At 63.7% G+C, this 24676-nt stretch carries 26 protein-coding genes; 13 read left to right on the top strand and 13 right to left on the bottom strand.

Annotation, left to right across the window (positions count from 1 at the left end):
• Window positions 1-104: 104 nt before the first annotated feature.
• On the bottom strand, window positions 105-2183 hold the full coding sequence (locus tag JN279_RS05220) for a putative bifunctional diguanylate cyclase/phosphodiesterase (RefSeq protein WP_244734420.1): 2079 nt from the start codon (window positions 2181-2183) through the stop codon (window positions 105-107).
• Between the two features lie 405 nt (window positions 2184-2588).
• Here JN279_RS05220 and JN279_RS05215 point away from each other — a divergent pair, with 405 nt between their 5' ends.
• The 3 genes from JN279_RS05215 to JN279_RS05205 all read left to right on the top strand — a co-directional run bounded on the left by JN279_RS05215 (window position 2589) and on the right by JN279_RS05205 (window position 4974).
• A complete protein-coding gene (locus JN279_RS05215) occupies window positions 2589-3812 on the top strand; it encodes an argininosuccinate synthase (protein WP_096451767.1) in 1224 nt (407 codons plus the stop codon).
• A gap of 171 nt (window positions 3813-3983) precedes the next feature.
• Window positions 3984-4421 carry a hypothetical protein gene (locus tag JN279_RS05210; RefSeq protein ID WP_096458155.1) on the top strand — a complete coding sequence of 146 codons (438 nt, stop codon included), beginning with the start codon at window positions 3984-3986 and terminating at the stop codon, window positions 4419-4421.
• Between the two features lie 70 nt (window positions 4422-4491).
• Entirely contained in the window at window positions 4492-4974 is a 483-nt protein-coding gene (locus tag JN279_RS05205; protein ID WP_244734418.1) for a hypothetical protein, read from the top strand.
• A gap of 24 nt (window positions 4975-4998) precedes the next feature.
• On the opposite strand, the gene JN279_RS05200 is transcribed toward JN279_RS05205, so the two are convergent.
• Window positions 4999-5940, bottom strand: a complete 942-nt coding sequence (locus JN279_RS05200) for an IS110 family transposase (RefSeq protein WP_096447894.1) — start codon at window positions 5938-5940, stop codon at window positions 4999-5001.
• Between the two features lie 488 nt (window positions 5941-6428).
• Window positions 6429-7226 carry a lytic murein transglycosylase gene (locus tag JN279_RS05195; protein ID WP_096458158.1) on the bottom strand — a complete coding sequence of 266 codons (798 nt, stop codon included), beginning with the start codon at window positions 7224-7226 and terminating at the stop codon, window positions 6429-6431.
• A gap of 296 nt (window positions 7227-7522) precedes the next feature.
• On the opposite strand from JN279_RS05195, the gene JN279_RS05190 reads away from it, so the two are divergent.
• Entirely contained in the window at window positions 7523-8620 is a 1098-nt protein-coding gene (locus JN279_RS05190; protein WP_202352204.1) for a zinc-binding metallopeptidase family protein, read from the top strand.
• A 64-nt stretch (window positions 8621-8684) separates the two neighbouring features.
• Window positions 8685-9290 carry a DUF1236 domain-containing protein gene (locus tag JN279_RS05185; RefSeq protein WP_202352203.1) on the top strand — a complete coding sequence of 202 codons (606 nt, stop codon included), beginning with the start codon at window positions 8685-8687 and terminating at the stop codon, window positions 9288-9290.
• Window positions 9291-9417: 127 nt separating this feature from the next.
• Here JN279_RS05185 and JN279_RS05180 read toward each other — a convergent pair whose 3' ends face one another.
• Window positions 9418-10605 carry an integrase core domain-containing protein gene (locus JN279_RS05180; RefSeq protein ID WP_096445643.1) on the bottom strand — a complete coding sequence of 396 codons (1188 nt, stop codon included), beginning with the start codon at window positions 10603-10605 and terminating at the stop codon, window positions 9418-9420.
• A gap of 553 nt (window positions 10606-11158) precedes the next feature.
• Between JN279_RS05180 and ffh the strand changes: the two genes are divergently transcribed.
• From ffh to JN279_RS05160, 4 genes are all read left to right on the top strand, one after another.
• Complete coding sequence (ffh, locus tag JN279_RS05175) at window positions 11159-12760, top strand: signal recognition particle protein (protein ID WP_202352202.1); 1602 nt, start codon at window positions 11159-11161, stop codon at window positions 12758-12760.
• Window positions 12761-12767: 7 nt separating this feature from the next.
• Complete coding sequence (locus JN279_RS05170) at window positions 12768-13094, top strand: chorismate mutase (protein ID WP_096451779.1); 327 nt, start codon at window positions 12768-12770, stop codon at window positions 13092-13094.
• Window positions 13095-13147: 53 nt separating this feature from the next.
• Window positions 13148-13543, top strand: a complete 396-nt coding sequence (gene rpsP / locus JN279_RS05165; RefSeq protein WP_202352201.1) for a 30S ribosomal protein S16 — start codon at window positions 13148-13150, stop codon at window positions 13541-13543.
• A gap of 92 nt (window positions 13544-13635) precedes the next feature.
• On the top strand, window positions 13636-14481 hold the full coding sequence (locus tag JN279_RS05160) for an acyl-CoA thioester hydrolase/BAAT C-terminal domain-containing protein (RefSeq protein ID WP_202352200.1): 846 nt from the start codon (window positions 13636-13638) through the stop codon (window positions 14479-14481).
• Window positions 14482-14548: 67 nt separating this feature from the next.
• On the opposite strand, the gene JN279_RS05155 is transcribed toward JN279_RS05160, so the two are convergent.
• From JN279_RS05155 to JN279_RS05135, 5 genes are all read right to left on the bottom strand, one after another.
• Window positions 14549-14812 carry a YMGG-like glycine zipper-containing protein gene (locus JN279_RS05155; protein WP_019862099.1) on the bottom strand — a complete coding sequence of 88 codons (264 nt, stop codon included), beginning with the start codon at window positions 14810-14812 and terminating at the stop codon, window positions 14549-14551.
• 139 nt (window positions 14813-14951) lie between these two features.
• Entirely contained in the window at window positions 14952-15479 is a 528-nt protein-coding gene (locus tag JN279_RS05150) for an SRPBCC family protein (RefSeq protein WP_202352199.1), read from the bottom strand.
• A gap of 18 nt (window positions 15480-15497) precedes the next feature.
• Window positions 15498-15908, bottom strand: a complete 411-nt coding sequence (locus JN279_RS05145; RefSeq protein ID WP_202352198.1) for a DoxX family protein — start codon at window positions 15906-15908, stop codon at window positions 15498-15500.
• Between the two features lie 154 nt (window positions 15909-16062).
• Complete coding sequence (locus JN279_RS05140) at window positions 16063-16554, bottom strand: SRPBCC domain-containing protein (protein WP_202352197.1); 492 nt, start codon at window positions 16552-16554, stop codon at window positions 16063-16065.
• Between the two features lie 33 nt (window positions 16555-16587).
• Window positions 16588-16935, bottom strand: coding sequence for an ArsR/SmtB family transcription factor (locus JN279_RS05135; protein ID WP_202352196.1), 348 nt, complete (start codon window positions 16933-16935; stop codon window positions 16588-16590).
• Between the two features lie 208 nt (window positions 16936-17143).
• Between JN279_RS05135 and JN279_RS05130 the strand changes: the two genes are divergently transcribed.
• Complete coding sequence (locus tag JN279_RS05130) at window positions 17144-17557, top strand: ACT domain-containing protein (protein WP_202352195.1); 414 nt, start codon at window positions 17144-17146, stop codon at window positions 17555-17557.
• A 4-nt stretch (window positions 17558-17561) separates the two neighbouring features.
• Here JN279_RS05130 and JN279_RS05125 read toward each other — a convergent pair whose 3' ends face one another.
• The 3 genes from JN279_RS05125 to JN279_RS05115 form a co-directional block, all read right to left on the bottom strand.
• Window positions 17562-18014 carry a GNAT family N-acetyltransferase gene (locus JN279_RS05125; RefSeq protein ID WP_202352194.1) on the bottom strand — a complete coding sequence of 151 codons (453 nt, stop codon included), beginning with the start codon at window positions 18012-18014 and terminating at the stop codon, window positions 17562-17564.
• 269 nt (window positions 18015-18283) lie between these two features.
• On the bottom strand, window positions 18284-19318 hold the full coding sequence (locus tag JN279_RS05120) for an aspartate-semialdehyde dehydrogenase (protein ID WP_056574440.1): 1035 nt from the start codon (window positions 19316-19318) through the stop codon (window positions 18284-18286).
• A 107-nt stretch (window positions 19319-19425) separates the two neighbouring features.
• Window positions 19426-19725, bottom strand: coding sequence for a hypothetical protein (locus JN279_RS05115; protein WP_202352193.1), 300 nt, complete (start codon window positions 19723-19725; stop codon window positions 19426-19428).
• Between the two features lie 35 nt (window positions 19726-19760).
• On the opposite strand from JN279_RS05115, the gene JN279_RS05110 reads away from it, so the two are divergent.
• Window positions 19761-21641: a DEAD/DEAH box helicase gene (locus JN279_RS05110; RefSeq protein WP_202352192.1), complete on the top strand. Its 1881-nt coding sequence runs from the start codon at window positions 19761-19763 to the stop codon at window positions 21639-21641.
• Window positions 21642-21648: 7 nt separating this feature from the next.
• Here JN279_RS05110 and JN279_RS05105 read toward each other — a convergent pair whose 3' ends face one another.
• Window positions 21649-23073: a glycosyltransferase gene (locus JN279_RS05105; RefSeq protein WP_202352191.1), complete on the bottom strand. Its 1425-nt coding sequence runs from the start codon at window positions 23071-23073 to the stop codon at window positions 21649-21651.
• A 144-nt stretch (window positions 23074-23217) separates the two neighbouring features.
• Between JN279_RS05105 and JN279_RS05100 the strand changes: the two genes are divergently transcribed.
• Both JN279_RS05100 and JN279_RS05095 read left to right on the top strand, forming a co-directional pair.
• A complete protein-coding gene (locus JN279_RS05100) occupies window positions 23218-23928 on the top strand; it encodes a DUF805 domain-containing protein (protein ID WP_202352190.1) in 711 nt (236 codons plus the stop codon).
• A gap of 68 nt (window positions 23929-23996) precedes the next feature.
• Complete coding sequence (locus tag JN279_RS05095; RefSeq protein ID WP_096451803.1) at window positions 23997-24659, top strand: DUF805 domain-containing protein; 663 nt, start codon at window positions 23997-23999, stop codon at window positions 24657-24659.
• Window positions 24660-24676: the final 17 nt, after the last annotated feature.

The following is a 24676-nucleotide window of genomic DNA, read 5'->3' as shown; positions in this document are numbered from 1 at the left end:
TGAAGCGGTGATCCAGCTCCGCAATCGCTTAGGCAACTGCTGGTTCCGCTTAGGGCAGAGACCCCTCATTGTCGAAGTCGTCAAGAGCGGGCGAGACGAGCGCGTCAGCCGGCGGCAGCCAGCACCCTGACAGGTCCCTCGAGGGTGGGTGGACCATCCTGGGGGTCGAGCCCCGCGATCAACAAGATCTGATCGATCGGCTTGGGGCGGCCGAGGAAATAGCCTTGCGCCTCGTTGCAGCCTTCGACCTGCAGGATGGTGAGCTGGACATGGGTCTCGACGCCTTCGGCGAGCACGGGAATGTCGAGGCTGCGCCCCAACGTCAGCACGGCGCGGATGATCGCCTTGGCCTGCGGACTGCGCTCGACATCGGCCATGAAGGAGCGGTCGAGCTTGATCTTGTCGAACGGGAACGAGCGCAGCGTGTCGAGCGAGGAATAGCCGGTGCCGAAATCGTCGATCGCGATCGTCACGCCCAGCGCCTTGATCTGGCGCAGCACGTGCAGTGTGCGAACCTTGTCGGCGACGATCGTCGATTCGGTCAACTCAAGCTCGAGACGCTTCGGCGACAGGCCGGTCTCGATCAGGATCTGATGGACGAGCGTGGCGAGATCGGCATGGGCGAACTGCACCGGCGACAGATTGACCGCGATCTTGTGGCCATTGTCCCAGGAGGCCGCCTGGCGGCATGCGGTGCGCAGCACCCATTCGCCGATCGCCAGGATGGAGCCGTTCTCCTCGGCGATCGGAATGAATTCGGCGGGCGGGACCATGCCATGCACGGGGTGAGTCCAGCGCAGCAACGCCTCATAGCCGCAGGTGGCGCCGGTCGCAACCGAGGTCTGCACCTGATAGTGCAGCGAGAGTTCGCCGCGGTCGATCGCCAGGCGAAGGTCGGTGGCGAGTGCCCGGCGCGCCCGCGCCGTCTCGTCCATGACCGATTCGTAGAAGCAGACGGCCCGCGTCACGTCGTTCTTGGCCCGGTACATGGCCAGGTCCGCATTGCTGACCAGCCTCTCCCGGTCGGCCCCGTCGCGCGGAAAGACGGCGACGCCGATGCTGGCGCCGGTGACGGTCTCGAAATCGTCGATCCGCAACGGCTCGAACAAGGATTTTTCCAGCCGCGACACCAGGCCGAGCAGCTCGTTCTGGTCCTTGAAGCGCTTGATGGCGGCAAATTCGTCGCCGCCGAGCCGGGCGACGAACTCGCCGTCGCCGGCCAGTTTCGCCAGCCTGCGGGCAATGATCTTGAGCGCCTGGTCGCCGGCCGCGTGTCCCCTGAGGTCGTTGATTTCCTTGAAACGGTCGAGGTCGATAACGATGACGGCGGTCTTCGTGTCCTTATCCTCGTGCGCCCGCTCGATCTCATGGTCGAGGCGGTCGTTGAAGGAGACCCGGTTGGCAAGGCCGGTGAGCGAGTCGTTCAGCGCCAGATGCTGCAGCCGCTCGAAACTCTCGAGCCGGCCACGCTCGTCGATCAGATAGCTGGCGAAGCCGGTGGCCGCGACGATCAGGCCGACGACCGCAACCGCGACGGCCATCGCTTCGAGAATATCGGGATTGGTGCCCGTGGTGATGAAGGAGAGCGGCGTCACCGCCACCGCCGCCATCGCCGTGAAATGCAGGCCGACGATCGCCAGCACCAGAAGCCCGATGCCGAGATAGTGCGACCAGCGGCGCGGCCGCCGCACCGCCTGGCCGATCGCCACGGCGGAGAATGCCATCGCGATCAGCACCGAAGCGACGACGTAGCGGGCGTCCCATTCGACGATGCCGGCCACGTGATAGGCCATCATGCCGGTATAGTGCATGGCCGAGATCGCCAGGCCGACGGCACAGCCGCCCCATTCCGACGCCAGGCCACGACCTTTGTCGAGCGCAAGGCCGAAGCCCGCCCCGGTTCCGACCATGGCGATGACCAGGGATATCATGGTGAGCGCCGGATCGAAGGTGATCGGCGCACCGGGCTGATAGGCCAGCATGGCGATGAAATGCGTGCACCAGATCGAGGACCCTGCGGCGACCGCGGTCAGGAACAGCCATCCCCGCATCTGCACGCCGACGGTTTTCCTCGCGCGATCCAGGAGACCGATCGTTACCCAGCAGCCGGTGACGCACATCAGCGCCGCCAGCAGGACAAGCCACAGATTATGCTCCGTGACGATGCATGATATAACGCGCATCAAGAATGGTCCAAGCCTGAGGACACCCGCAATGAGCAGGCAAAAGCTGCATCGACCGGTTGCAAGGCCGCCGCAGCTCTGTCTCACTGGTTTAGCGGCAGGACATGAAAACTTGCTTAAATCCTGGGCAGAAATGCAGCCCATGATTGTAGCAGGTTGTTTCCCCGAGGGCATGATCCCGAACCGAAGGACCGGGCCGGTGAAAGGTGGGAACCGGTTTTCACGGACAGATGGTTTCGGTTTGTCCAGAGAGCACGCCCCAACAAGAGAGGGATCGCCGCCTGCCGCGCGCTGGATCAGCAGACTGGCGCCGCGCGTGCTTGCTCGCTTTGCCGTTCCTGCTAAAAGGCGCTCCGACAAGCCGTGACGCCCATGCCCCAGGCGTCCGCCATCGACGGAGCAGAAATGTCCAAGACCAAAGACGTCAAGAAGGTCGTGCTCGCCTATTCCGGCGGCCTCGACACATCCATCATTCTGAAATGGCTGCAGACCGAACTCGGTGCCGAAGTCGTCACCTTCACCGCCGATCTCGGCCAAGGCGGCGAGCTGGAGCCGGCGCGCCAGAAAGCCGAGATGATGGGAATCAAGGACATCCGCATCGTTGATGTGCGCGAGGAATTCGTTGCCGACTTCGTCTTCCCGATGTTCCGCGCCAACACCGTCTATGAAGGCACCTATCTGCTGGGAACCTCGATCGCGCGGCCGCTGATCTCCAAGCACCTCGTCGAGATCGCCAAGGAGACCGGCGCCGACGCGATTGCGCACGGCGCCACCGGCAAGGGCAACGACCAGGTCCGCTTCGAACTGTCGGCCTATGCGCTGAACCCCGACATCAAGGTCATCGCGCCGTGGCGCGACTGGTCGTTCAAGTCGCGCACCGACCTGATCAACTTCGCCGAGCAGCACCAGATCCCGGTGGCCAAGGACAAGAGGGGCGAGGCGCCGTTCTCGGTCGACGCCAACCTGCTGCACTCCTCTTCCGAGGGCAAGGTGCTGGAAGACCCGTGGAGCGAGCCGCCGGAATTCGTCCACCAGCGCACCGTCTCGCCGATGGACGCGCCGGACAAGGTCACCGAGATCGAGATCGAGTTCCTGAAGGGCGATCCGATCGCGCTCAACGGCAAGAAGCTGTCGCCGGCAACGATGCTGGCCGCGCTCAACGATCTCGGCCGCGACAATGGCATCGGCCGGCTCGACCTTGTCGAGAACCGCTTCGTCGGCATGAAGTCGCGCGGCGTCTACGAAACGCCCGGCGGCGCCATCCTGATCGTGGCGCACCGCGCCATCGAATCGATCACGCTCGACCGTGGTGCCGCGCATCTCAAGGACGAGTTCATGCCACGCTACGCCGAGCTCATCTACAACGGCTTCTGGTTCTCGCCCGAGCGCCTGATGCTGCAGGCGATGATCGACAAGAGCCAGGAAGACGTCGAAGGCACGGTGCGGCTGAAGCTCTACAAGGGCAACGTCATGGTCACCGGCCGCAAGTCGAAAAAGACCCTCTATTCCGACGCGCTGGTCACCTTCGAGGACGATCGCGGCGCGTACGACCAGAAGGACGCCGCCGGCTTCATCCGCCTCAATGCGCTGAGGCTGCGCACGCTGGCCGCACGCAACCGCAAGGGCTGATATCCAGACAGCAGCCAAACGCTATCAATCATACCTAAGAAACCCGACGGAGACGTCGGGTTTTTATTTGGGTCTTCTAATATAAGAAAAATGAAGGCGCCTGAACTCGGTTCCTGTTTGACCTTTTGGCGGCATCATCTAAGTTCACTTGTGGGTTTAGGGGGTTTGACAGTGAAGAATAGTATTTCTCTTCTGCTTGGCGTGGTCGTCGTCTTGGTGGTGTGCCAGTCCTCGCAGGCAGGCGCGAAGCGTGACCCGAAGGCGGATATGAACGAATGTATCGCCTCCGCCCGCACGCGGGACCTTACGTTCAAGCATGACATGGCTTTGTTCATGGGCGTCTCGCAGGAGCGCATGCCGGCTTTGTTTTGCCAGCGCCTCGCCGATGGGATACGCAGCGGCCGCATCAGCTATTCCGACATAAACAACCTGCAGCTCGACCAGCCGACCGAGATCTGGATGGTTCTCAAGGGCAAGCCGAAAGCGGCTGCGCCCACCCAAGCCCAGGCGCCGCGGTCGCCCAACTTCCGTAACTGCAGCGGTATTGACGGCACTTTTCAGGTTCCCGCTTCCCAGAAATGCCCGTTGAGCGGCTACGCGCATTATTGAGAGTCATGTGCCCAGGGGCTCGACCACTCATAGAATCGGTTTCCTGCCCGCTTTGGCCGTCCTGGCGAGTTTGGTTGTTGCCAAAGCCGACGACTATGATCCCGCCTCGCTCGACCTTGCCGCGCTGATCGAGTGCAGGGCCGACCTGTCGGCTTATACTGGCTATGCCCTTTGGCTGGCCGGTGATCCCGGCGCGGCCAGCACGCTGGGCTGGAAAGAGGTGCCGTCAGGCAATGCCTTCCTGCGGCAGTATCAACTGCCCGCCCCTGCCCATGTCTTCGGCCGCGAGACGGAGACAATCGTCTTCACCGCGACAGGGCCGATGGCCGTGCTTGAGGGCATTGCCGCGCCCGACCTCGCCCGGCAGCTCGACGTCCCGGCAATGGTCTCGTCGCCGGATAAATTCCTTGGCGAGAAGGTTGTGGCCGAAAGCACCGAGGACACCGGCGGCGTCAGCCTTGCCACGCACATCACGCTCAATGTCTCGACCGTCGATTCCCATCCCGGCAAGACGCTGGCCGGCTGCTCCTACGCGATTGACGTTGGCGATTAGCGGGCAACATCAATGACTTCGTCATCAACTCTGAGAAATGGCGGCGTCCCTTAGTCTTGCATTTAGGGTAACGATGATCTTTCGCATGACGGCAGCGATTGCCACCATCGGCTTTTTTCCGTTGGTGACGAGGCGTTTGTAGAAGGGTGCGAATTCGCCCTTTCCAGCTGCGGCGCGCAGGGCCGGCATGAACAGTGCGGTTCTAACATCAGGGCGTCCGCCACGGATTTTGCGGTAGCCTTGCTTTTGTCCGCTGTCGTTTGGGTGTGGTGCAAGGCCAGCAAGGGCTGCAGCTTTGCGGCGTGTCATGGAGCCGAGTTCGGGCAGGATAGCCAAGAGCTTGGCCGCCACGATCGGGCCGAGACTGTCCATGGCCGTGCAGATGGCGGCTCGATGCTTAAGGGCGCTGCTGTTGGCGATCAGTTCGCGGATCTCGGCATCGATGATTTGGAGTTGGCGCTCGACGACTTTGATCACGGCCTCGAAAGAGGTCGCGAGCTTGCGGCCGCCAGGTGCCTTGGCACGGTTCTTCTCTGCGACCTTGATGGTGATGAGTTCCTGGCGGCGGCGAACCAGCGCGCGCAGGCTGGTCTCATCGGCATCGGGCGCCTGCCAAAGGGACAGTTTTGCCCAGCGTTCACGACCGTAGGCTCTCAACATCGCGGCATCGATGGCATCGCTCTTGCCGTGCGTACCGAAGGAGCGGATGTAGCTCTTGACCTTGAGCGTGTCGGCGCGATGGCAGGCAATGCCGGCGCGCAGGCACTCTTCGAGCAGTAGGCTTTCATGGCCGCCTGTCGGCTCGCACACGACAAGGTCGATGTGTTTGTAGCTCTTCAGGAAAGCACGGACAGCTCTGCGCTGATTGAGGATGGTGCCGGTGGTAGTCCCGTCGGCGGCGGTGACGGTGTCCTTGGCGATGTCGAAGCCGAGGCACATTTGCGGTTGTTGGTGCAAGAAGGCCATGCTGGTGGTATCCTTGTCGGGCTTCGGATTGTTTGCGGGCGTGGCGCGAGCCAGCGGCCAATCAACTCTCCAAGCGATGGCGGACAAAGACGGCAGGGACCATGATGACGTCGGGTGTTACCCGGTCCTAAGGGCGGTCGCCTGCCGCCGGGACTGCTGGCTGTGATGGGCCGCAGTCCCGGCCGCCAAACTACCCGATCCTTCTCAAACAATCCTATGGCGGAGCAAGGAGCGAAGCGACGCAGCGCAGACCATAGGATCCATGCCGCGACTTCGAAGCGTCGCTACGGTGCAGAATTCTGCTCCGCTGCACGCTTCGATTAACGTCACGGAATGGATTCCAGGGTCTCCGCGACGCCGCTCCGCGGCTGCTACGCCCAGGGATGACGACGTTGGGGAGGCTTCGACCTATCCCGGACATCAGCAATGCTCCCATCAACAAAAAAGCCCGGCGCATGGCCGGGCTTTTCGTCGAACAGAGGGTTCAATCAGCCGCCGTCGATCGCGTCGGCGATGCGGGCGATGGCCTGCTGATAGACGCTTGCGGAATTCCAGCCGGCAATCGCGCCCATATTCGCGCTCGCGCTCGCGCCGGCCCGCCAGCCATGGCCCTTGAGGAAGTTGGCGGTGGAAGCCAGCGCTGTCGCCTTGTCGCGCAGATTTCCGCTGCCGACTGCATATTTCAAGACATTTCCAGGCAGGAACTGCGTATGGCCAACCTCGCCATGCATGGCGCCGACCGACGAGGCGGTCAACGCGCCGCGATCGACCAGCTTCAGGGCGGCGATGGCATGCGGGTGAAAATAGTCCGGGCGGCGGCAATCATAGGCAAGCGTCAAAATGGCGGAGACCGTATTCTGGTTGCCCATGGAAGCACCGAAGCCGGTCTCCATGCCCCAGATGGCAAGCAGCACACCCGGCGACACGCCGTAGTTCTGTTCGATCTGGCTGAACAGCGCCGCGTTCGACTTCTTCAGCGCACGGCCCTTGGAAATGATCGCGGCCCCGCCGCGACGCTTCATGAAATCGTCCACCGAGCCGCTGAAGGCCTTGTGGATGGCGCGGTCGGCCGAGATCGTCCTGGTTGCATAGGTGGCGCCGGCCAGTGCGGCCAGACCCTTCGAACCGACACCTTCGGACTTGGCGTCCGCGGCAAAATCCTGTTTCCAGGCATCGAAGCCGGCACCGGTCTTGCCGCAACTGGGCGCCGCCTGTGCACCCGCCGCCAGCCCAAGCACAGCCACCACCGCTGCCGCTAAAATCCTACCCTTGGCAAGAAATGCCATGTTGTTCTCCTGGTTGCCTGATTCACGTCCCATCTGCGAATTTGCCAGCGAAACGCGCATTTGTCACCGTCTGCGCCGCAATGCTGGCGAATGCCGGGCAATTTGCCTACGATCAAGTGATTATTGTGGCGGGGTCGAAATAGCCATGAGACCTGCGGCGGCGAAGAGGTCGCAAGACAGGTGGCCACCCAGCTTGCGGCGAAATAGCTTCGAGACATGCGGAACGCCGGCCGGCGATTGGCGTTAGGCACTGCCGCCGCACACTTATATGCTGGCTCTGATGGTTTGAGACCGACATGAAACTCTTCGACTGCCCGCATTGCGGCCACCGTCTCTACTTCGAGAACGCGCAGTGCCTGAATTGCTCAAGCCTCGTGCTTTACGATCCCGAACATGCCCGCTTTGCCCTGTCGGGTGTCGACGGAATCTTCCAGTGCACCAATGCCGATGAATGCGCCTGCAACTGGATGGCTGAACCGGGACATGGGTTTTGCCGTGCCTGCGGGCTGAACCAGCTGATCCCTGATCTCTCCGTCGACGGCAACCGCCGCCGCTGGATCCGGGTCGAGGCGGCGAAGAAGCGCGCCATCTATTCGCTGCTCGCCTTTGGCCTGCCGGTGGCGCCCAAGCAGAACTCGACGGACGAGGTGGGCCTCGCCTTCGACTTCCTCGCCGACCCGATCGGCGGCGGCCCTGGCGGCGAACGCATCCTCACCGGCCATGACAACGGCCTGATCACGCTCAATGTCGCCGAGGCCGATTCCGCCGAGCGCGAGAAGCGCCGCATCGAGATGGGGGAGAATTATCGAACGCTGCTCGGCCATTTCCGTCACGAACTCGGCCATTACTATTGGGACCGCCTGATCCGCGACAATCCGCAAAGGCTGGACGCTTTCCGCGCTCTGTTCGGCGACGACCGCGCCGATTACGAACAGGCGCTGAAGGCCTATTACGCCAACGGTGCTGCGCCCGACTGGCAGCAAAACCACATCTCGGCCTATGCCACCTCGCACCCCTGGGAGGACTGGGCCGAGACCTGGGCCCACCATCTGCACATCACCGACACGCTGGAGATGGTCCATGCGCTGAACTTTCCGCTCGGCCGGCTGGAGACGGTGGAAGCCAACGAGTTGCCCAGAGGCGACACCGGCGGCGAACTGCAGGCTGCCCCTTCGGAGCCCGCCACCGCACCGGAGCCCTTCGAAAAGATCCTTGCCCGCTGGCTGGTACTGTCGGAGGCTTCCAACTCGATCAACCGCTGCATGGGCCTGCCCGACCTCTATCCCTTCGTCATTTCGGACGTGACGGCGCGAAAACTGGCCTTCGTTCACGAGCTTTTGACCGGCCTGCCGAAAGCCGCGCGAACAAATCGTGAGTTGGCGCCGGCGTTTTAGCCGGAACGCATGCGCCGCTGCCCCGTTCTCGCCCCCGAGGGACCATGAAAACGGAGAGAAAACCATGAAATCCCTATTGTTTCCCGCAATCGCCGGGATGATGACCGTGATGTCGGGTGCCGCATTTGCCGACACCGCCGTCTCGGCCGTCACCGATCTCAACGTGCGCGCCGGCCCCGGGCCGCAATATCCTGTCATCGGCGTGCTCGCCGCTGGCCAGTCGGCGACGCTCAATGGCTGCATCGAAAACAGCAAATGGTGCACCATTGCCGAAGCCGGCGGCCAGGGCTGGGTCTATTCCGACTATGTGACGGCCGATTTCAGCGGCAGCCGGGTAATCCTGACGCAGCGCCCGCATGGCTCCAGCGTGGCAATCGTCTCTCCGCCGGAAGACATCGGCAATTATTCGACCGACTATACCGGGGCGATTGTCGGCGGCGAGCCGGCCGAGGACGTCTTTCCCCCGCCTCCGGCCGAAGTCCGCACCTATGTCGACACGCATCGTCTCGATCCCGTCTATCTCGACGGCGAGGTGGTGACCGGCGCGACCTTGCCCGACACCGTCGAGTTGCGCGAAATTCCTGACTACAACTACCGCTATGTCTATGTGAACGGTCAGCCTGCGCTGATCGATCCGCAGACACGGCGCATCATGTACGTGGTGCGTTGATTGAAGCCAGCGGTCGCGATCGCGGCAACGGGTTGCCTATATTGGAAAGCGCCAATCACCAAAGGTGGCTGTCCAGCCGATAGATGGGTAACACTTTAAACCGGATACATGGGTAACAGTTCTCCCCCTATGCGTCCGTCGCAGCGCCAAGCGGTTTGGTTGGCGCGGCGCTGCGACGGACAAGCTTCATGCGCCTGGTGTCGATGATGCCGAGCGGATGAGCATGGAAGCTGAGCATCCATTCGCCGTCTTCGGTCTCTGCGGCGGCGACCGCTTCGCCGGCCAGTGTTTGCGAGACATAGACGAAGCCGCCATTCCACTTGATCTCGCCATTGTGGCGCACACGGCGCACCGCCGCCTCGTCCGGATAATCGGGCTCGGGCGGCGTTCTTGGCATGGCGCGCCGTGAGGGGCGGTAATGCTGGGCTGGGGTGTCCATGGCCAGTGCCTCATGCGGGCGTTCCTCATTGTAGCTGCGCCGGAAGGCCTCGAAGGCTTGGCCCTGGGCTGTTCTGTCGACCGCGGGTTCCTTAGCCATCGGCAGCATGGTCAGATGAAAGCGCTCATGGCGTCCGTTCTGCTGCGGCTTGCCGGGCGCAATCCGCTCCAGCGTGATGCCAAGCTTGATGAAGCGCGCCGCAAGCGGCGTCAGACCCGTGACGCCGGGCGATGCGAAGGGTGGGCCATTGTCGCTTCTGAAGCGATCCGGCAGCCCATGCTCTTCAAACAGCCGCTCGAACACCGGCCAGGCCTCGGCGTCCGCCGTCGAACCCGTCGCTTCCAGCGCCAGAAGGTAGCGGCTCGATGCATCCATCACCGTCAACGGCTCACAACGCCACCCGTCACGGGTCCGGAACCAGCCCTTGTGGTCCCCGGTCCACACCGCGTTCGGCTCTGAAGCTTTCGGCCATGGACCATTGCCTGCCGCCTTCCAGCGCCTGCGCTTACGCCCCACAAGTCCATGCCGCTTCAGAATCTCACCGGCCGTCGAGACCGCAGGCCAGCCGCAGCAGGGCTCCGCACGCTTGAGCCTGGCCATGATCTTCTTGGGTCCCCACAACGGGTGGACCTCCTTCATAGCCACGATCCGCTCCACCACATCCCAAGGCGTCGCCCGGCCGTGATTGAGCGGCGCTCGCGGCCGATCGTGCAAACCTTCCGGGCCAAACTCCCGATAACGCCCAAGCCATTTGTAGCCGCTCTTGCGCGAGATGCCGTAACCCGCACAAAGCGCACTCATCGTCTCCTCACCCGCAAGGCAATCCACAACAAACCGTAGCCGCTCGTCCATGATGCCAGTCTCTCGCCAAACCATCGCCGGTCCTCCGGCGGACAAGAAAACTGTCACCCATGCTATCGGTCCATTCTGTTACCTATCTATCCGGTTCGGACATGGCACCTTTCCTCTCCCTCGTCGATCGGGGGAGAGGAAAGGCAGGGCGATGAGGGGCGGCGCCGAAGTTCCGGAAGGGCGACGAGCGGATTTAACCCTATCGCGCCGAACGAGGACCATTGCGCGTAAAAGGCTGCATTCCCGCCGCTCAGGGTCGCGGCCGAGCTTTCGGATGCCAAAGCGCCGCCTGATTGCGGCGCAAGGAACGGGCGCGACTCGGCCCTTGTCTTGACTCCACGGCCGATTTCCTGTCTACACGCCTCGAATTCCGCGACGAGTATCCCTCCGAGCAAGCCGACCAGGACGCCGAAGCCTCTTTGAGGTGGGTGCTGTAAAGAGATCCTGGAGGCCAACACCCGGCAGCGCAATGCGCCCCCGGGTGCTTTTTGGTTTTGGGCTTTGCTTTTGATTGGACAGTTGGCGCGAACGCATTACCTCTCGGGCACCATCCGGGTGCCAGGGAAAAGGAAACAGTATGTTTGAATCGCTACAGGAACGTCTTGGTTCGATCCTGAACGGCCTCACCGGCCGCGGCGCGCTGTCGGAGGCTGATGTCTCTGCGGCGCTGCGCGAGGTGCGCCGTGCGCTGCTCGAGGCCGACGTGGCGCTGGAAGTGGTGCGCTCCTTCACCGACAAGGTGCGCGAAAAGGCCGTCGGCGCCGCGGTGCTGAAGTCGATCAAGCCTGGCCAGATGGTCGTCAAGATCGTCCATGACGAGCTGGTCGACATGCTGGGCGCCGAAGGCGTCGCCGTCGACCTCAACGCGCCGGCCCCCGTCGTTATCATGATGGTCGGCCTGCAGGGCTCCGGCAAGACGACCACTTCGGCCAAGATCGCCAAGCGGCTTTCCGAGCGTCAGAACAAGAAGGTCCTGATGGCCTCGCTCGACACGCGGCGGCCTGCCGCGCAGGAGCAGCTGCGCCAGCTCGGCGAGCAGACCAAGGTCGCTACGCTGCCGATCATTGCTGGCCAGAACCCGGTCGACATCGCCAAGCGCGCCGTCCAGGCGGCCAAGCTCGGCGGCCATGACGTCGTCATCCTCGACACCGCCGGCCGCACCCATATCGACGAGCCGCTGATGGTCGAGATGGCCGACATCAAGAAGGTGTCGAGCCCGCACGAAATCCTGCTGGTCGCGGATTCGCTGACTGGCCAGGACGCGGTCAATCTGGCCAAGAGCTTCGACGAACGCGTCGGCATCACCGGTCTTGTGCTGACCCGCATGGACGGCGACGGCCGTGGCGGTGCGGCGCTTTCGATGCGCGCCGTCACCGGCAAGCCGATCAAGCTGATCGGCACCGGCGAAAAGATGGACGGGCTGGAGGAGTTCCACCCCAAGCGCATCGCCGACCGCATCCTCGGCATGGGCGACATCGTCAGCCTCGTCGAGAAGGCCGCGGAAAACATCGACGCCGAGCAGGCGGCGGCGATGGCCAAGAAGATGCAGTCGGGCAAGTTCGACCTGAACGACCTCGCCCAGCAGCTTCAGCAGATGTCGAAAATGGGCGGCATGGGCGGCATCATGGGCATGATGCCCGGCATGGGCAAGATGAAGGACCAGATGGCCGCCGCCGGCCTCGACGACAAGATGTTCGGCCGCCAGCTCGCCATCATCTCCTCGATGACCAAGGCCGAGCGCGCCAATCCCGACATTCTCAAACACTCGCGCAAGAAGCGCATCGCCGCCGGCTCCGGCACCGACGCCGCCGAGATCAACAAGCTCTTGAAGATGCATCGCGGCATGGCCGACATGATGAAGGCGATGGGCGGCAAGGGCAAAGGCGGCGGCCTCATGCGCGGCATGATGGGCGGCCTTGCATCGAAAATGGGCCTTGGCGGCATGATGCCCGGCGGGATGGGCGGCATGGGTGGCATGCCCGATCTCTCCAAGATGGACCCCAAGCAGCTCGAAGCCTTGCAGAAGCAGGCTCAGGCCGCCGGCCTCGGTGGCATGAAGGGCTTGCCCGGCGGCCTTCCCGGCGGCGGTGGCCTGCCCGGCCTGCCCGGCGGCATGAAACTTCCGGGGCTTCCCGGCCTCGGCGGCGGCGGACTGCCAGGTCTCGGCAAGAAGAAGTGAGGACGCTATGAACGAAGAAAAGGACATGGCCGACGCCCGCACCATCCTGGCCGGCTACCGCGCCTCGATCGACAACATCGATGCCGCCCTCATCCACATGCTGGCCGAGCGCTTCCGCTGCACCAAGGCGGTGGGCGTGCTGAAGGCCGAGCACGGCCTGCCGCCGGCCGACCCGGCGCGCGAGCAACAGCAGATCGCCCGTCTTCGCCAGCTGGCCAAGGATGCGCATCTCGACCCCGATTTCGCGGAAAAATTCCTCAACTTCGTCGTCCGCGAAGTGATCCGCCACCACGAACAGATCGCCGCTGCCAACGGCGTGATGAAAACCGGCTGACCCAACCAGCCTTCAACCACTCAACGAAATCAGAGCTTTTAGGAGAAAAGAAAATGGCACTGAAGATCAGACTGGCCCGTGCGGGCTCGAAGAAGCGTCCTTACTACCACGTCGTCGTCGCCGACGCCCGTTCGCCGCGCGACGGCCGGTTCATCGAGTCGCTCGGCTCGTGGAACCCGCTGCTGCCGAAGGACGGCGAGCGCGTCAAGGTCGACGCCGACCGCGTCAAGCACTGGCTGTCGCACGGCGCCCAGCCGACCGACCGCGTGCTGCGCTTCCTTGACGAGGCCGGCCTTGCCAAGCGCGACGCCCGCTCCAACCCGAAGAAGGCCGAGCCGGGCAAGAAGGCGCAGGAACGCGCCGCCCTGCTGAAGAAGGCGCAGGAAGACGCCGCCGCCGCCGTTGCGGCCGCTTCCGCGGCACCCGCCGAAGCCGCCACGGCCGAATAATATCGCTTCATCGCAACGACAAAACGGCGGGCCAGTGCCCGCCGTTTTGCTATTGTCCGACAGTGCCACGGCATTGAGGCTGATAGGAGCGGATGAGCAAACAGGCAGTCACGGAAGAAATCCTGTCCGGCGGTGTTTCCGGAACGCTGTTGCGATGCGCTGACACCAAAACGGGCGTCGTCGTGCTGAGCGGATCCAGCGGCCGTGTCGATGTCGGCCGCGCCCGGCTGTTTGCCCGACAAGGGGCGTCCACGCTCGCGCTCCAGTGGTTTGGCGGCGAAGGCCAAGTGCCTGGAATCTGTGAAATCCCCTTGGAGACGTTTTTCGCCGCGGCCGACTGTCTTGTCGGGTTGGGATGCCGCCGCATCGTCTATGTCGGAACCTCGAAAGGTGCCGAGGCATCCCTGCTCGCGGCGGTTCACGACCCGCGCATCGATGCCGTGGTAGCGATCAGCCCGACATCGGTGGTTTGGGGCAATATCGGTCCGGGCCGCGACGGCGCCAGCTGGCCCGAACGATCGTCATGGATGCTGAAGGGGGTTCCGCTCCCGTTCGTTCCGACCGAACCGAATTGGGACGCGAGCTACGTCGATGGCCTTGTGTCCTACAGGGGGCTTTTCCAGCACTGCCTGACAAGCTTCAAACAGGAAGCCGACAGGGCCGCCATTCCCGTCGAGCTTATCTCAGCGGAGATTGTGCTGGTCGCGGGCAGCGATGATGCGCTGTGGCCATCCCTGGATTTTGCGGAATTGATTGTCCGGCGTCGAAAGCAGGCCGGAAAGGCCACGCGCCTCGTTTCAAGCCCTGATGCCGGCCACCGCATTCTCCTGCCGGGCGAGACCACGCCGCGGTCCGCGTCGCACGCCCATGGCGGCAATGATCATGCCGATGCGCGTCTCGGCCGCGACGCTTGGGACTTGATCCGGAACCTGCTGTAGGGTGTTTTCAAACGAAGACGGCGGGCCAGACGCCCGCCGTCTTGCTGTTTTCGCTGCTGGTCGCCGCTCAATAACCACTCGGGCAGCGGTCGACATAGACCCGCCCATGGCGGTCGCGATACCGGCACTGGCCGCTTTCGCTGGCATGGCCGATCAGCGCCCCAGCCACGGCACCGACAGCGCCTCCGACGACCGCGCCTTGCACCGGATCACCGGCGACCGCGGCACCGACCGCCGCGCCACCCAGTCCACCGATAGCTGCGCCTTTTTCCGTCTGCGAACACGCGCCCAATGCCATCGTCAGCACCAGAATGGTCATGATTTTCTTCATTTTTGTTCCTCTCACAGGGGGATCGCCATCGCTCCGCCAAGTGCTTAACTCGCGGACGGCCAATTTGATCCAAGAGAGGATGAAGATCTTGGCGCCGCTCGCTCGGGCGACTTCCGGCGAGCGGCTGTGTCCAGTCGGATCATGCCTCGGTGTTGCGCTTCAGATTGGCGAGGCCGACCTCGAAATCCCGGCCGATCAGCGTGTCGAAATTCATGAACAGGCCCATAAGCTTGGCGATGAAGGGCCGGCTGCCGCGCATGGACCAGCTCACGGCGGTGTTCTCGCCCGATGGCGTCAAGGTGAAGTCGACACTGTTGCTGGCGCGGAACGGCTTCTCGAAATCGAGCTTGAGCGCGACCAGCGAGGACGGCACCGAATTGACGATCTCCATGCGCCCCTTGCCGGCCTTGCCATTGCCTTCCCAGGCATAGACGGCGCCCTTGCCGCTCTGCGCGCCGGAAAGCGTGCGCTTCATGTTGGGGTCGAGCTTTTCGTAAGGCGACCACTCGGGCCAGCGGCTGAAATCGTTGATCAGCGGGAAGATCGCCTCCGGCGGCGCCTTGATGCTGGCGGTGCGGGTAGTGACGAAATCATTAGGCCGTGTCGCGGCATAGATGAGGACGGCGGCGATGATGACGACCAGGATGATGAGGATGGTGCTGAACATCTTTCTCTCCCTGAAAAACTATCGGCCGAACGGGATCAGCGCACGTACCTTGGGGTCGCGCAGATAGAGGCCGCCCCACAGGATGATGCCGAGATAGACACCGAACAGCGTGTGCGAGAACAGCGGGCTGTCGATGCGTACCTTGGTGGCGATGGCGCCGCCCATATAGGCGGTGAGCAGGATGGCGCCGAGCACGGAGGTGCGCGGCCATGCATAGAGCGCCGTCGAGACCAGGCCGATGACGCCGAGCATGCGTGCGACATTCGGATCTGCCGGCCAGCCGAGCGGCACCATCGTCTGGGTGACGATGTCGAGCGGCGGCAGCTTGATGGCGCCGTCGAAGATCATGAACAGCACGATGATGCCGCTGAGCACGCGGCCGGTCCACAGGGCACCGGACGAAACGGGCACGGTATGAGAAATGGTCATTGGTCTTCCTCCGGGTGTTTCGGGTTCAAGCGCCGGCCTTCTTGGAAAAGGTCGATCCAAGGACGCGCGGCGGGACGACGACCCGACACGCCACGGGATTCTTTTTGCTGTCCGATGCAGCAGTCCACGCCGCGGCACCGGGACCGCGCTTCGTTCAAAGCGCCTTGAGATAGGCCTCCAGGCGTGCGTAGCTCGCCATGACCATCTGGCCGAAGCCCATCTTCACCGCCATGTCGCGGGCAGCGATCGAGTTGGCGTGGATATTGGCCACGATCCGCGTCCTGCCGCCGACATCCTCGAACAGGATAGTCGTCACCATCTGCGCCGGCGGCAAGCTGTCCTGCCATTGGGCGCGATCGAGCGGCGCATCGCGATAGACAATGCGTTCCGGCGGGGCGATTTCGAGATAGACGCTGTTGGTCGGATATTCGCTGCCATCGGCAAAGCGCATGGTCAGGCGCCATTCGCCGCCCGGCCTCACATCCATCTCGCAGACCGGGTAGGTCGATCCTTCCGGCCCCCAGAACCGCACCAGATGATAGGGATCGGTAAACAGTTTGAACATCAGCGCACGCGGCGCATCGAACGTCCTGGTGATGACGATAACAGGGTCATTGGATGGAAGTTCTATCGATTGATCCGCCACTTTTCTTGCCCTCGTTGATTGACCCTGCCGGCTTCAATTATGGCTGCCGTCGGGATCCCCTTTCTGCAAAGCCTGCAGATAGGTTTCGAGCCGATCGAACCGCCCGTCCCACAGCATGCGATAGGATTCCAGCCATGCGTCGATCTCGCGCAATGGCTCCGGCTGCAGGCGACGCGGCCGGAACTGCGCGTCGCGACCGCGTGCCACCAGACCGGCACGCTCCAGCACCTTGAGATGCTTCGACACCGCGGGACCGCTCATGGCGAAAGGTTCGGCCAGCTCGGTCACCGAAGCCTCACCGAGCGACAGTCTTGCCAGAATGGCGCGCCGCGTCGGATCAGCAAGCGCCGCGAGAGTTAGGCTGAGGCTGTCGCTCGTCATTGCTTATCAAACCAAATGGTTATGTAACCTTTTGGTTCTATACGAGGCAGCAGGCGACGCGTCAAGAGCCCATGGCGAGAAGGCTATGATTGCGCCGTAGGCTCAGCCGCCAACGACATGATCATCATGGTCCGCGCGAACATGCCGGACTATCGGCGGACACCCGGCACGGATATTGAGAAAGCGTGCAATTAGCCGAGGGAAGACAATGACCGGCGAGACCGATCTGCAAACATTGTTGGCATCGATGACGCCGGAATTGCTCGACGGCATCTATGTCTTCGCCACGCTGGCAACTGGGATTTCCCAGCCGAAGAACCTAGAACCCGTGATGGTGTTTCGCGAGCGCGAGGGCACGACGCTGATCGTGACCGAGGAAGCAGCAAAGGCAGCCGGACTGACCGCCTCGTTCCGTTGCCGGATGATAACGCTGAACATCCATTCCTCGCTGGAAGCAGTCGGCTTCCTCGCCGCCATCACCACGCGGCTGGCCAGCGCTGGCATGGGCGTCAATCCGGTCTCGGCGTTCTACCACGATCACCTGTTCGTCCCGGCGGAGCGGGCGGAGCAGGCAATGGTCTTGTTGCGTGGACTGGCGGCAGAGAACGGACGGGTTGAGTAAGACGTCAGCGCCTGCGGACATACAGAATATCCGGCAGGCCTTCCTCGTTGGTCGTGCCGTCGCCGAACGACTCGGCGCGAAAACCATGGTGCTCATAGAAGCGCCTGGCGCCGCTGTTGGCTTGGAAGCAATGGAGTTTCGTGACCGACAGCGCAACGGTCGCGTCCATCAGCAACCGGCTGCCGATGCCTTGCCCCGTCCAGGCCGGGTCGAGATAGAGCTGTTCCACCCAATCGCCGCTGACGGCAATGAAGCCGACTATCTCCTTGCCGGCCTCGGCGACCGTCACCTGCTGCCGAGGCAGCACGATATCCCTGATGAAGGCAAGGTCCTCGGCCGGCGTGTGGATGACCGGCATCCAGTCAAACGAGCCAAGTGCTGCCCGCATGAGTCTAGCGATAGCAGCGGCGTTAGAACCGATGGCCGGGCGCAGCGTGACTTTGGCGGGATCGCTCATGGTCGTTTCACATCAGAGGCCTGTGCTGCCCCTCATCCCCGTGCCGGCATGCCGGCCCTTCGCTATCGCTCCGGGCGTTCGTCGTTCGGAAAGCCAAGCAATTGGCTTTCCGTCCGCTTCGCGGAGCACTTCTCACCCCCGTAAACGGGGAGAAGGAAGAAGCGCCCCCAGCCGAAGGCCGAGCCCGCGACCGCGGGCCGACCCGGCGCCCTCGCGGAGGGCCCGCCGCGGCAGCGGCGATACGGCCCGTGAGCGAAAAAGAACCGCCGTCAGGCCGCCTTCTTCTTCGGCTGGATCAGGCCGCGCTCGACCAGAAGCTCGGCGATCTGCACCGCGTTGAGCGCCGCGCCCTTGCGCAGATTGTCGGAGACGACCCACATCGACAGGCCGTTGTCGACAGTCGAATCCTCGCGGATGCGCGAGATGAAGGTGGCATCCTCGCCGGCCGATTCCAGCGGCGTGATGTAGCCGCCGTCCTCGCGCTTGTCCAAGACCTGGCAGCCGGGAGCGTCACGCAGGATATCGCGCGCCTCATCGGCGGTGATCGGCTTTTCGAACTCGATGTTGACCGCTTCGGAATGGCCGATGAACACCGGCACGCGCACGCAGGTTGCCGTCAGCTTGATCTTGGGGTCGAGCATCTTCTTGGTCTCGGCGACCATCTTCCACTCTTCCTTGGTGAAGCCGTCGTCGAGGAAGACGTCGATATGCGGAATGACGTTGAAGGCGATGCGCTTGGTGAACTTCTTGACGTCGACCTGGTCGGCGACGAACACCGCGCGGGTCTGCGTGAACAGCTCGTCCATGCCTTCCTTGCCGGCGCCCGACACCGACTGGTAGGTGGCGACGACGACGCGCTTGATGGTGGCGAAATCGTGCAGCGGCTTCAGCGCCACGACCAGCTGCGCCGTCGAGCAGTTCGGGTTGGCGATGATGTTCTTGCGCGTGAACAGCGAGATCGCGTCCGGGTTCACTTCCGGCACGATCAGCGGCACGTCCTGGTCGTAGCGGAAGGCCGACGAATTATCGATGACGACGCAGCCCTGCTTGCCGATCTTGGGCGACCATTCCTTGGAGACATTCCCGCCGGCCGACATGATGCAGATGTCGGTGTCGGAAAAATCATACTGATCCAGCGTCCGGACCTTCAGCGTGCGGTCGCCGAACGACACTTCCGTGCCCTGGCTGCGCCGCGACGCCAGCGCCACGACTTCGCTTACCGGAAAGCCGCGCTCTTCCAGTATGTTGAGCATTTCCCGGCCCACATTGCCCGTGGCGCCGACGACTGCAACCTTGAAACTCATAAAGATCTCCTGTCCCTCTCCGCTTGGTTTGTTGGAGAAAACCCGCCGGCCAATGCGGGTTCCGTCCCCCGGGCCGAACCCGGGAGAGGGTGGTTAGGCCAAGGGAATCACACCGTTTTGGTGGTGGTTTTGGCCATGGTTTTGCTGGAACGGACGGACGCGTCCAAGCGCCCGGCCCAATGCTTTACATTGTGGCTGGGGGCGTCAAATGCAAGAAGAGCCATCAAAAGGCCGCGCATCGAAAAACGATCCCGTTCGAAGCGGGCTTTTACGCGGTTTGCGGCAGGAGTCAATTGGCGGTGCGTCGCATGGCCTTCATGGCGCGCCCTGTACAAGAGCGCCCGCAGGAAGTACGAACGGCCAAGATTGTTTGGCTGGCGCGGCGCCAGCCCCGGCTCGTGCTCCATGATGAGCGCAGACCCCTGAATTCCGAAAGAGCGAGATGTCCAACTTTGAAGGTATCGTCCCGGCGCTGGCACAGGCGCTGGAAAAACGCGGCTATTCCGAACTGACGCCGGTGCAGAAGGCGGTGCTGGAACTCGGCCAGGCCGATGCGCTGGTCTCAGCGCAGACCGGCTCGGGCAAGACCGTGGCCTTCGGCCTTGCCATGGCGCCGACGCTGCTCGACGGCGCGGAGCGCTTCGGCGCGGCCACGGCGCCGCTGGCATTGGCGGTGGCGCCGACGCGCGAGCTGGCGCTGCAGGTGACGCGCGAACTGGAATGGCTCTACGAGCCGACCGGCGCCGCCGTGGCGTCCTGCGTCGGCGGCATGGATATGCGCACCGAGCGGCGCGCGCTGGAACGCGGCGCCCATATCGTCGTCGGCACGCCCGGCCGCCTGCGCGACCACATCACGCGAAACTCGCTCGACATGTCGGCGCTCAAGGCCGTGGTGCTCGACGAGGCCGACGAGATGCTCGATCTCGGCTTTCGCGAAGACCTGGAATTCATCCTCGATGCCGCACCGGCCGAACGCCGCACGCTGATGTTCTCGGCCACCGTGCCGCGCTCCATCGCCACGCTCGCCCAGGGCTACCAGCGCGATGCCGTGCGCATCTCCGCCGCCGGCGAGGAAAAGCAGCATCTCGACATCGAATACCGGGCGCTCAACGTCGCCCAGGCCGACCGCGAGAACGCCATCATCAACGTGCTGCGCTTCTATGAGGCCAAGAACGCGCTGGTGTTCTGCAACACGCGCGCCGCCGTCAACCATCTGACCGCGCGCTTCAACAACCGCAATTTTTCCGTTGTCGCGCTTTCGGGCGAGCTCAGCCAGAACGAGCGCAGCCATGCGCTGCAGGCGATGCGCGACGGCCGCGCAAAGGTCTGCATCGCCACCGATGTCGCGGCGCGCGGCATCGACCTGCCCAACCTCGAACTGGTCATCCACGCCGACCTGCCGACCAATCCCGAAACGCTGCTGCACCGCAGCGGCCGCACCGGCCGCGCCGGGCGCAAGGGCGTCAGCGCGCTCATCGTGCCGGGCAGCGCCCGCAGGCGCACCGAGCGGCTGTTGCAGAACGCCGGCCTCAAGGCGACATGGGCCAGCCCGCCCTCGGCCGACGATGTGATCCGCCGCGACGACGAGCGTATTCTCGCCGACCCGGCTTTCGACGAGCCGGTGAAGGAGGATGAGCGCGGTTTCATCGACGCGCTGCTCACCAAACATGGCGCCGAACAGGTTGCGGCCGCCTTTGTGCGCCAATGCCGTGCCAGCCGCTCGGCGCCCGAGGATCTCATGGACGTCGCACCCTTCACGCCCTCGCGTGAAGGATTGGCGCGTGAAAGACCGGCGGGTGAAAAGTTCGCGCAGCGCGACGAAGCGCCGAGCCGCCGCGACGATTTCGGCGCCAGCGTCTGGTTCTCGCTGTCGGTCGGGCGGCGGCAGAACGCCGAGCCGCGCTGGCTGATCCCGATGCTGTGCCGCACCGGCAGCATCTCGAAGCGCGAGATCGGCGCCATCAAGATGCAGCCGGAAGAAACCTTCGTGCAGATCGCCGAGGACTGGGCCGACCGTTTTCTCGCCGCCATCGGGCCCGACCGCAAATTGCAGGGCAACATCGTGGTGAAGCGGCTGGACGGCCAGCCGGACCTGTCGCGCGCCGGCTATCAGCCGCCGAGCCCCGACAAGAAGCCGCATCGCGGCAAGGCGCCGTTCGACCCGAATGCGCCGAAGCGGAAGTTCGAGAAGCGTCCATCGGCCTCGGCCGACCAGCGCCCGGCCGCCGCGCATGAGGCAAAGCCATGGGCGAAGAAGCCGGGTAAGCCGAAATTCGACAATGCCGGCCCGCCGAAACACAAGAAGGCGAAGCGGCCCTCCTAGTCTAAATCTACAGGCGGCGGGACGCGCTGTCCTTCAGGCCGGCCTTGATGGCGGCCCAGCTTGCCGAAGCCGGTGTCGGCCGGTGGTTTTGGGCGATGCGCTCCACCAGCGACGAGCGCCAGGCATGGTCGTCGGCCATCCTGCGGATCGCCGCGTACCAGCCCTGCTGGTCTTCGGAATCGATCGCCGGCATCAGCCCGCCGCTCGCCTCGACCAGCGACGGTGTGGTCGAGACGATGACCGGAACGCCGAAATCGAGACATTCCGAGGCGCCGTAGCCCCAGCCCTCTATATGCGAGGGAAAGACGCCGAACGTGGCGCTGCGGTAATATTGGATGAGCTGCTCGTCGCTGACCAGTCCGGTGAATGTGACCGACTGGAAGAGCTCGGGATGCGCCTTGAGATAGGCGCGCAGCGGCTCGATCATCCAGCCCCAGCGCCCGGCGCAGACAAGCCTTGGCAGCTTGACGCCCTCTTCCCGTGCCTGCTGCCAGATCCGCGCCAGCAATATGTGGTTCTTGCGCACTTCGATGGTCGAGCAGTAGAGCACGAACGGCTCGCCGGCCTCGATGCGCGCGGTCGCGCCCATGCGCGATGCCGTCTCGTGCAGGATGGAAGGCATCGGAAAACGGTACACCACCGGCGCGCCGACGCCGGCCTTGCGCATATATTCGCTCAGCGTCGCGCCGACCTCGTCGGAGGCGCAGAATGCCGGCGCACCGGCGCGCACCAGTTGCTCGAGATCGGAGCCGAAACGGCGCTCGCCGGCGCTCGAGCCGAGCAGGTCAGGGCGCAATGCCGGGATGATATCGTGGCACAGGAAGGCAAGCTTGCCGGCGCCGCCCGAAACGGCGGACCGGTCTTCCTGGGTCAGGATGTGATGGCTGATCAGCACAAGGCCTGGCTCCGTCTCGACCGGCCGGGCTGGGGCATCTTCTCGCAAGCCAAAGCGGATCCGCGCCCGCTGGTACAGGCGATAGGCGCGGATCAACAGCCGCGTCGCCTGCCAGGCGATCCCCATGCCGCCATTGGTCACCGTCCTGGCCAGATGGCGGTCCGCGTCACGCTTGTCCCAGGGCTGTTGCCGCACCGCCTCGAAAGCCCGCGACAGCGCCGCGCGTCTCCCCGGCCACCGCTTGACACGATGCGGTGAAATCCCGCCCGCCGCGACATGGTCCTGTTCGAAAGGCGCGAGCGGCCGGAACCGGCCTTCCCCGGGCCTGAACGCCACCACCTCCACAGCCGGGTCGGGATCCGCCAAAGCCGCGTTGACGAGAAAGCTCTCAACCCGCGGAATGCCAGCCAGGCCCTTGCCGGGCGGCCAGAACATCAGGCCTGTGGCATCGACGGCCACTGCAGGGGCCAGCCTCGGCGGCCTTGCGACCTGCCCATCCGCGGTCGCGGCGCTGGCATCGGATTGCTCGACTGTCATGGTCTGCTTTGGCGAAGACGGCTGTACCTGAAGCCTTATGCTCGATTTGCCGCTAAGATGGTAGCCATGTCGCACGGCCTTGCCCGCGGGCTCGGCCTTGTGTCACACCTTGGCGGGGACGTGGCGATAAAAGGGGGGTGGGTGATGCGTGGCGAAGTGCTTCACTATGACGAGGATCAGGGTTTCGGCTTCATCACCGGAGCCGACGGCAACCGCTACACATTCACCCGCGAGAACCTTCGCCGGCAAACCGCGATGCCCAGGGGCACGGCGGTCGAGTTCCAGGCCGGCGGCGGCCAGGCGCGTGACGTTTTCGCGATCGCCGCCCAGGCGGCAAGCCCCGCCGCCGACGCCGGCACCAGCGCCGCACCGGCTCAAGCCGCCCCCGCACCGGCGGCCGTCGCACCGCAGGCGCAGCATTTCGGCCGGGCCGCCGAGCCGGCCGAGCCCACCGATCTCTGGTCCTATTTCTGGCGTGGGGTGACCCAGAACTATTTCAATTTCGCCGGCCGCGCCCGGCGCAAGGAATATTGGGGCTATTGCCTGTTCTGGACTGTTGCGTTGCTGGTGATCATCGGCATCGGCGTTTTCGCCGATGTCGAGATCGGCAATTTCGACAACGCCGAGGTGCCAGCGATGACGGTCGGGCTTTTCGGCATGTTCCTGCTGGCCACCTTCCTGCCCAGCCTCGGCATGATCGTGCGCCGCCTGCACGACCTCGGCCTGACCGGCTGGCTCTGCCTGCTGATCCTGATCCCGACCTTCGGCAGCCTGATCATCCTGGTCTTCGCGCTGATCCCGACACAGGGCCGCGAAAACCAGTGGGGACCGGTGCCGGCGGGCGTCATCATTTAGCCTGGCGTGCATATTGCAATCATGAACAACCCTGGGTAGTATTTGCGCATCCATCACAAGGGGGGAGCATGCGCGGCACAGTCTATCACTACGACGGGGACCAGGATTTCGGTTACATCAATGGGGTCGACGGCAAGCGCTATATGTTTGTCCGTAGCGATCTAAGCCATGAGGTGACCCTCGTCAGGGGCATTCTTGTAGAATTCCAGCCCGACGACGGGACGGCTCGCAATATAGCCGCTGTGCCCTCAACCACGCCGTCGTCAGGCACCGGCCGGCCACCGCAGCCTGGCCAGCTTGCCGAAAAGCGGACCGCCACTTCCACAGGACTGTGGGCCTACTTCGGCCGCACGGTGAGCGTGAACTATTTCAATTTCAACGGACGCGCCCGCCGCAAGGAATTCTGGGCCTTTTTTCTATGCTTTATCCTTGTGCAGTTAGCGCTTTTTGGCTTCGGGATACTCGTCAATCTGGCCATCAACGGCTTCGGCATCAACGCGGGCAAGAGCTCGATAGGATTCCTACCTGCCCTTATCTTCACATTGGCATTCGGCCTGTCGTGGATTGCGCTTGTCGTGCGGCGTCTTCACGACATCGGCCTGAGCGGCTGGCTTGTCCTGCTCTGCTTCATCCCAGGCATTGGCGAAGCGGCCTTGCTGGTCTTCGGGTTGATTCAGTCTCAGGTGGGCGAAAACCCCTGGGGCCCGGTGCCAGCAGGGGTCAAGGTTTAGAGGTCAGCCTCGAGGAA

Origin of the sequence: Mesorhizobium sp. 113-1-2, assembly GCF_016756475.1 — a bacterium.
Classification (GTDB): Bacteria; Pseudomonadota; Alphaproteobacteria; order Rhizobiales; family Rhizobiaceae; genus Mesorhizobium; species Mesorhizobium loti_C.
This window is presented reverse-complemented; position numbering and strand designations above follow the sequence as displayed.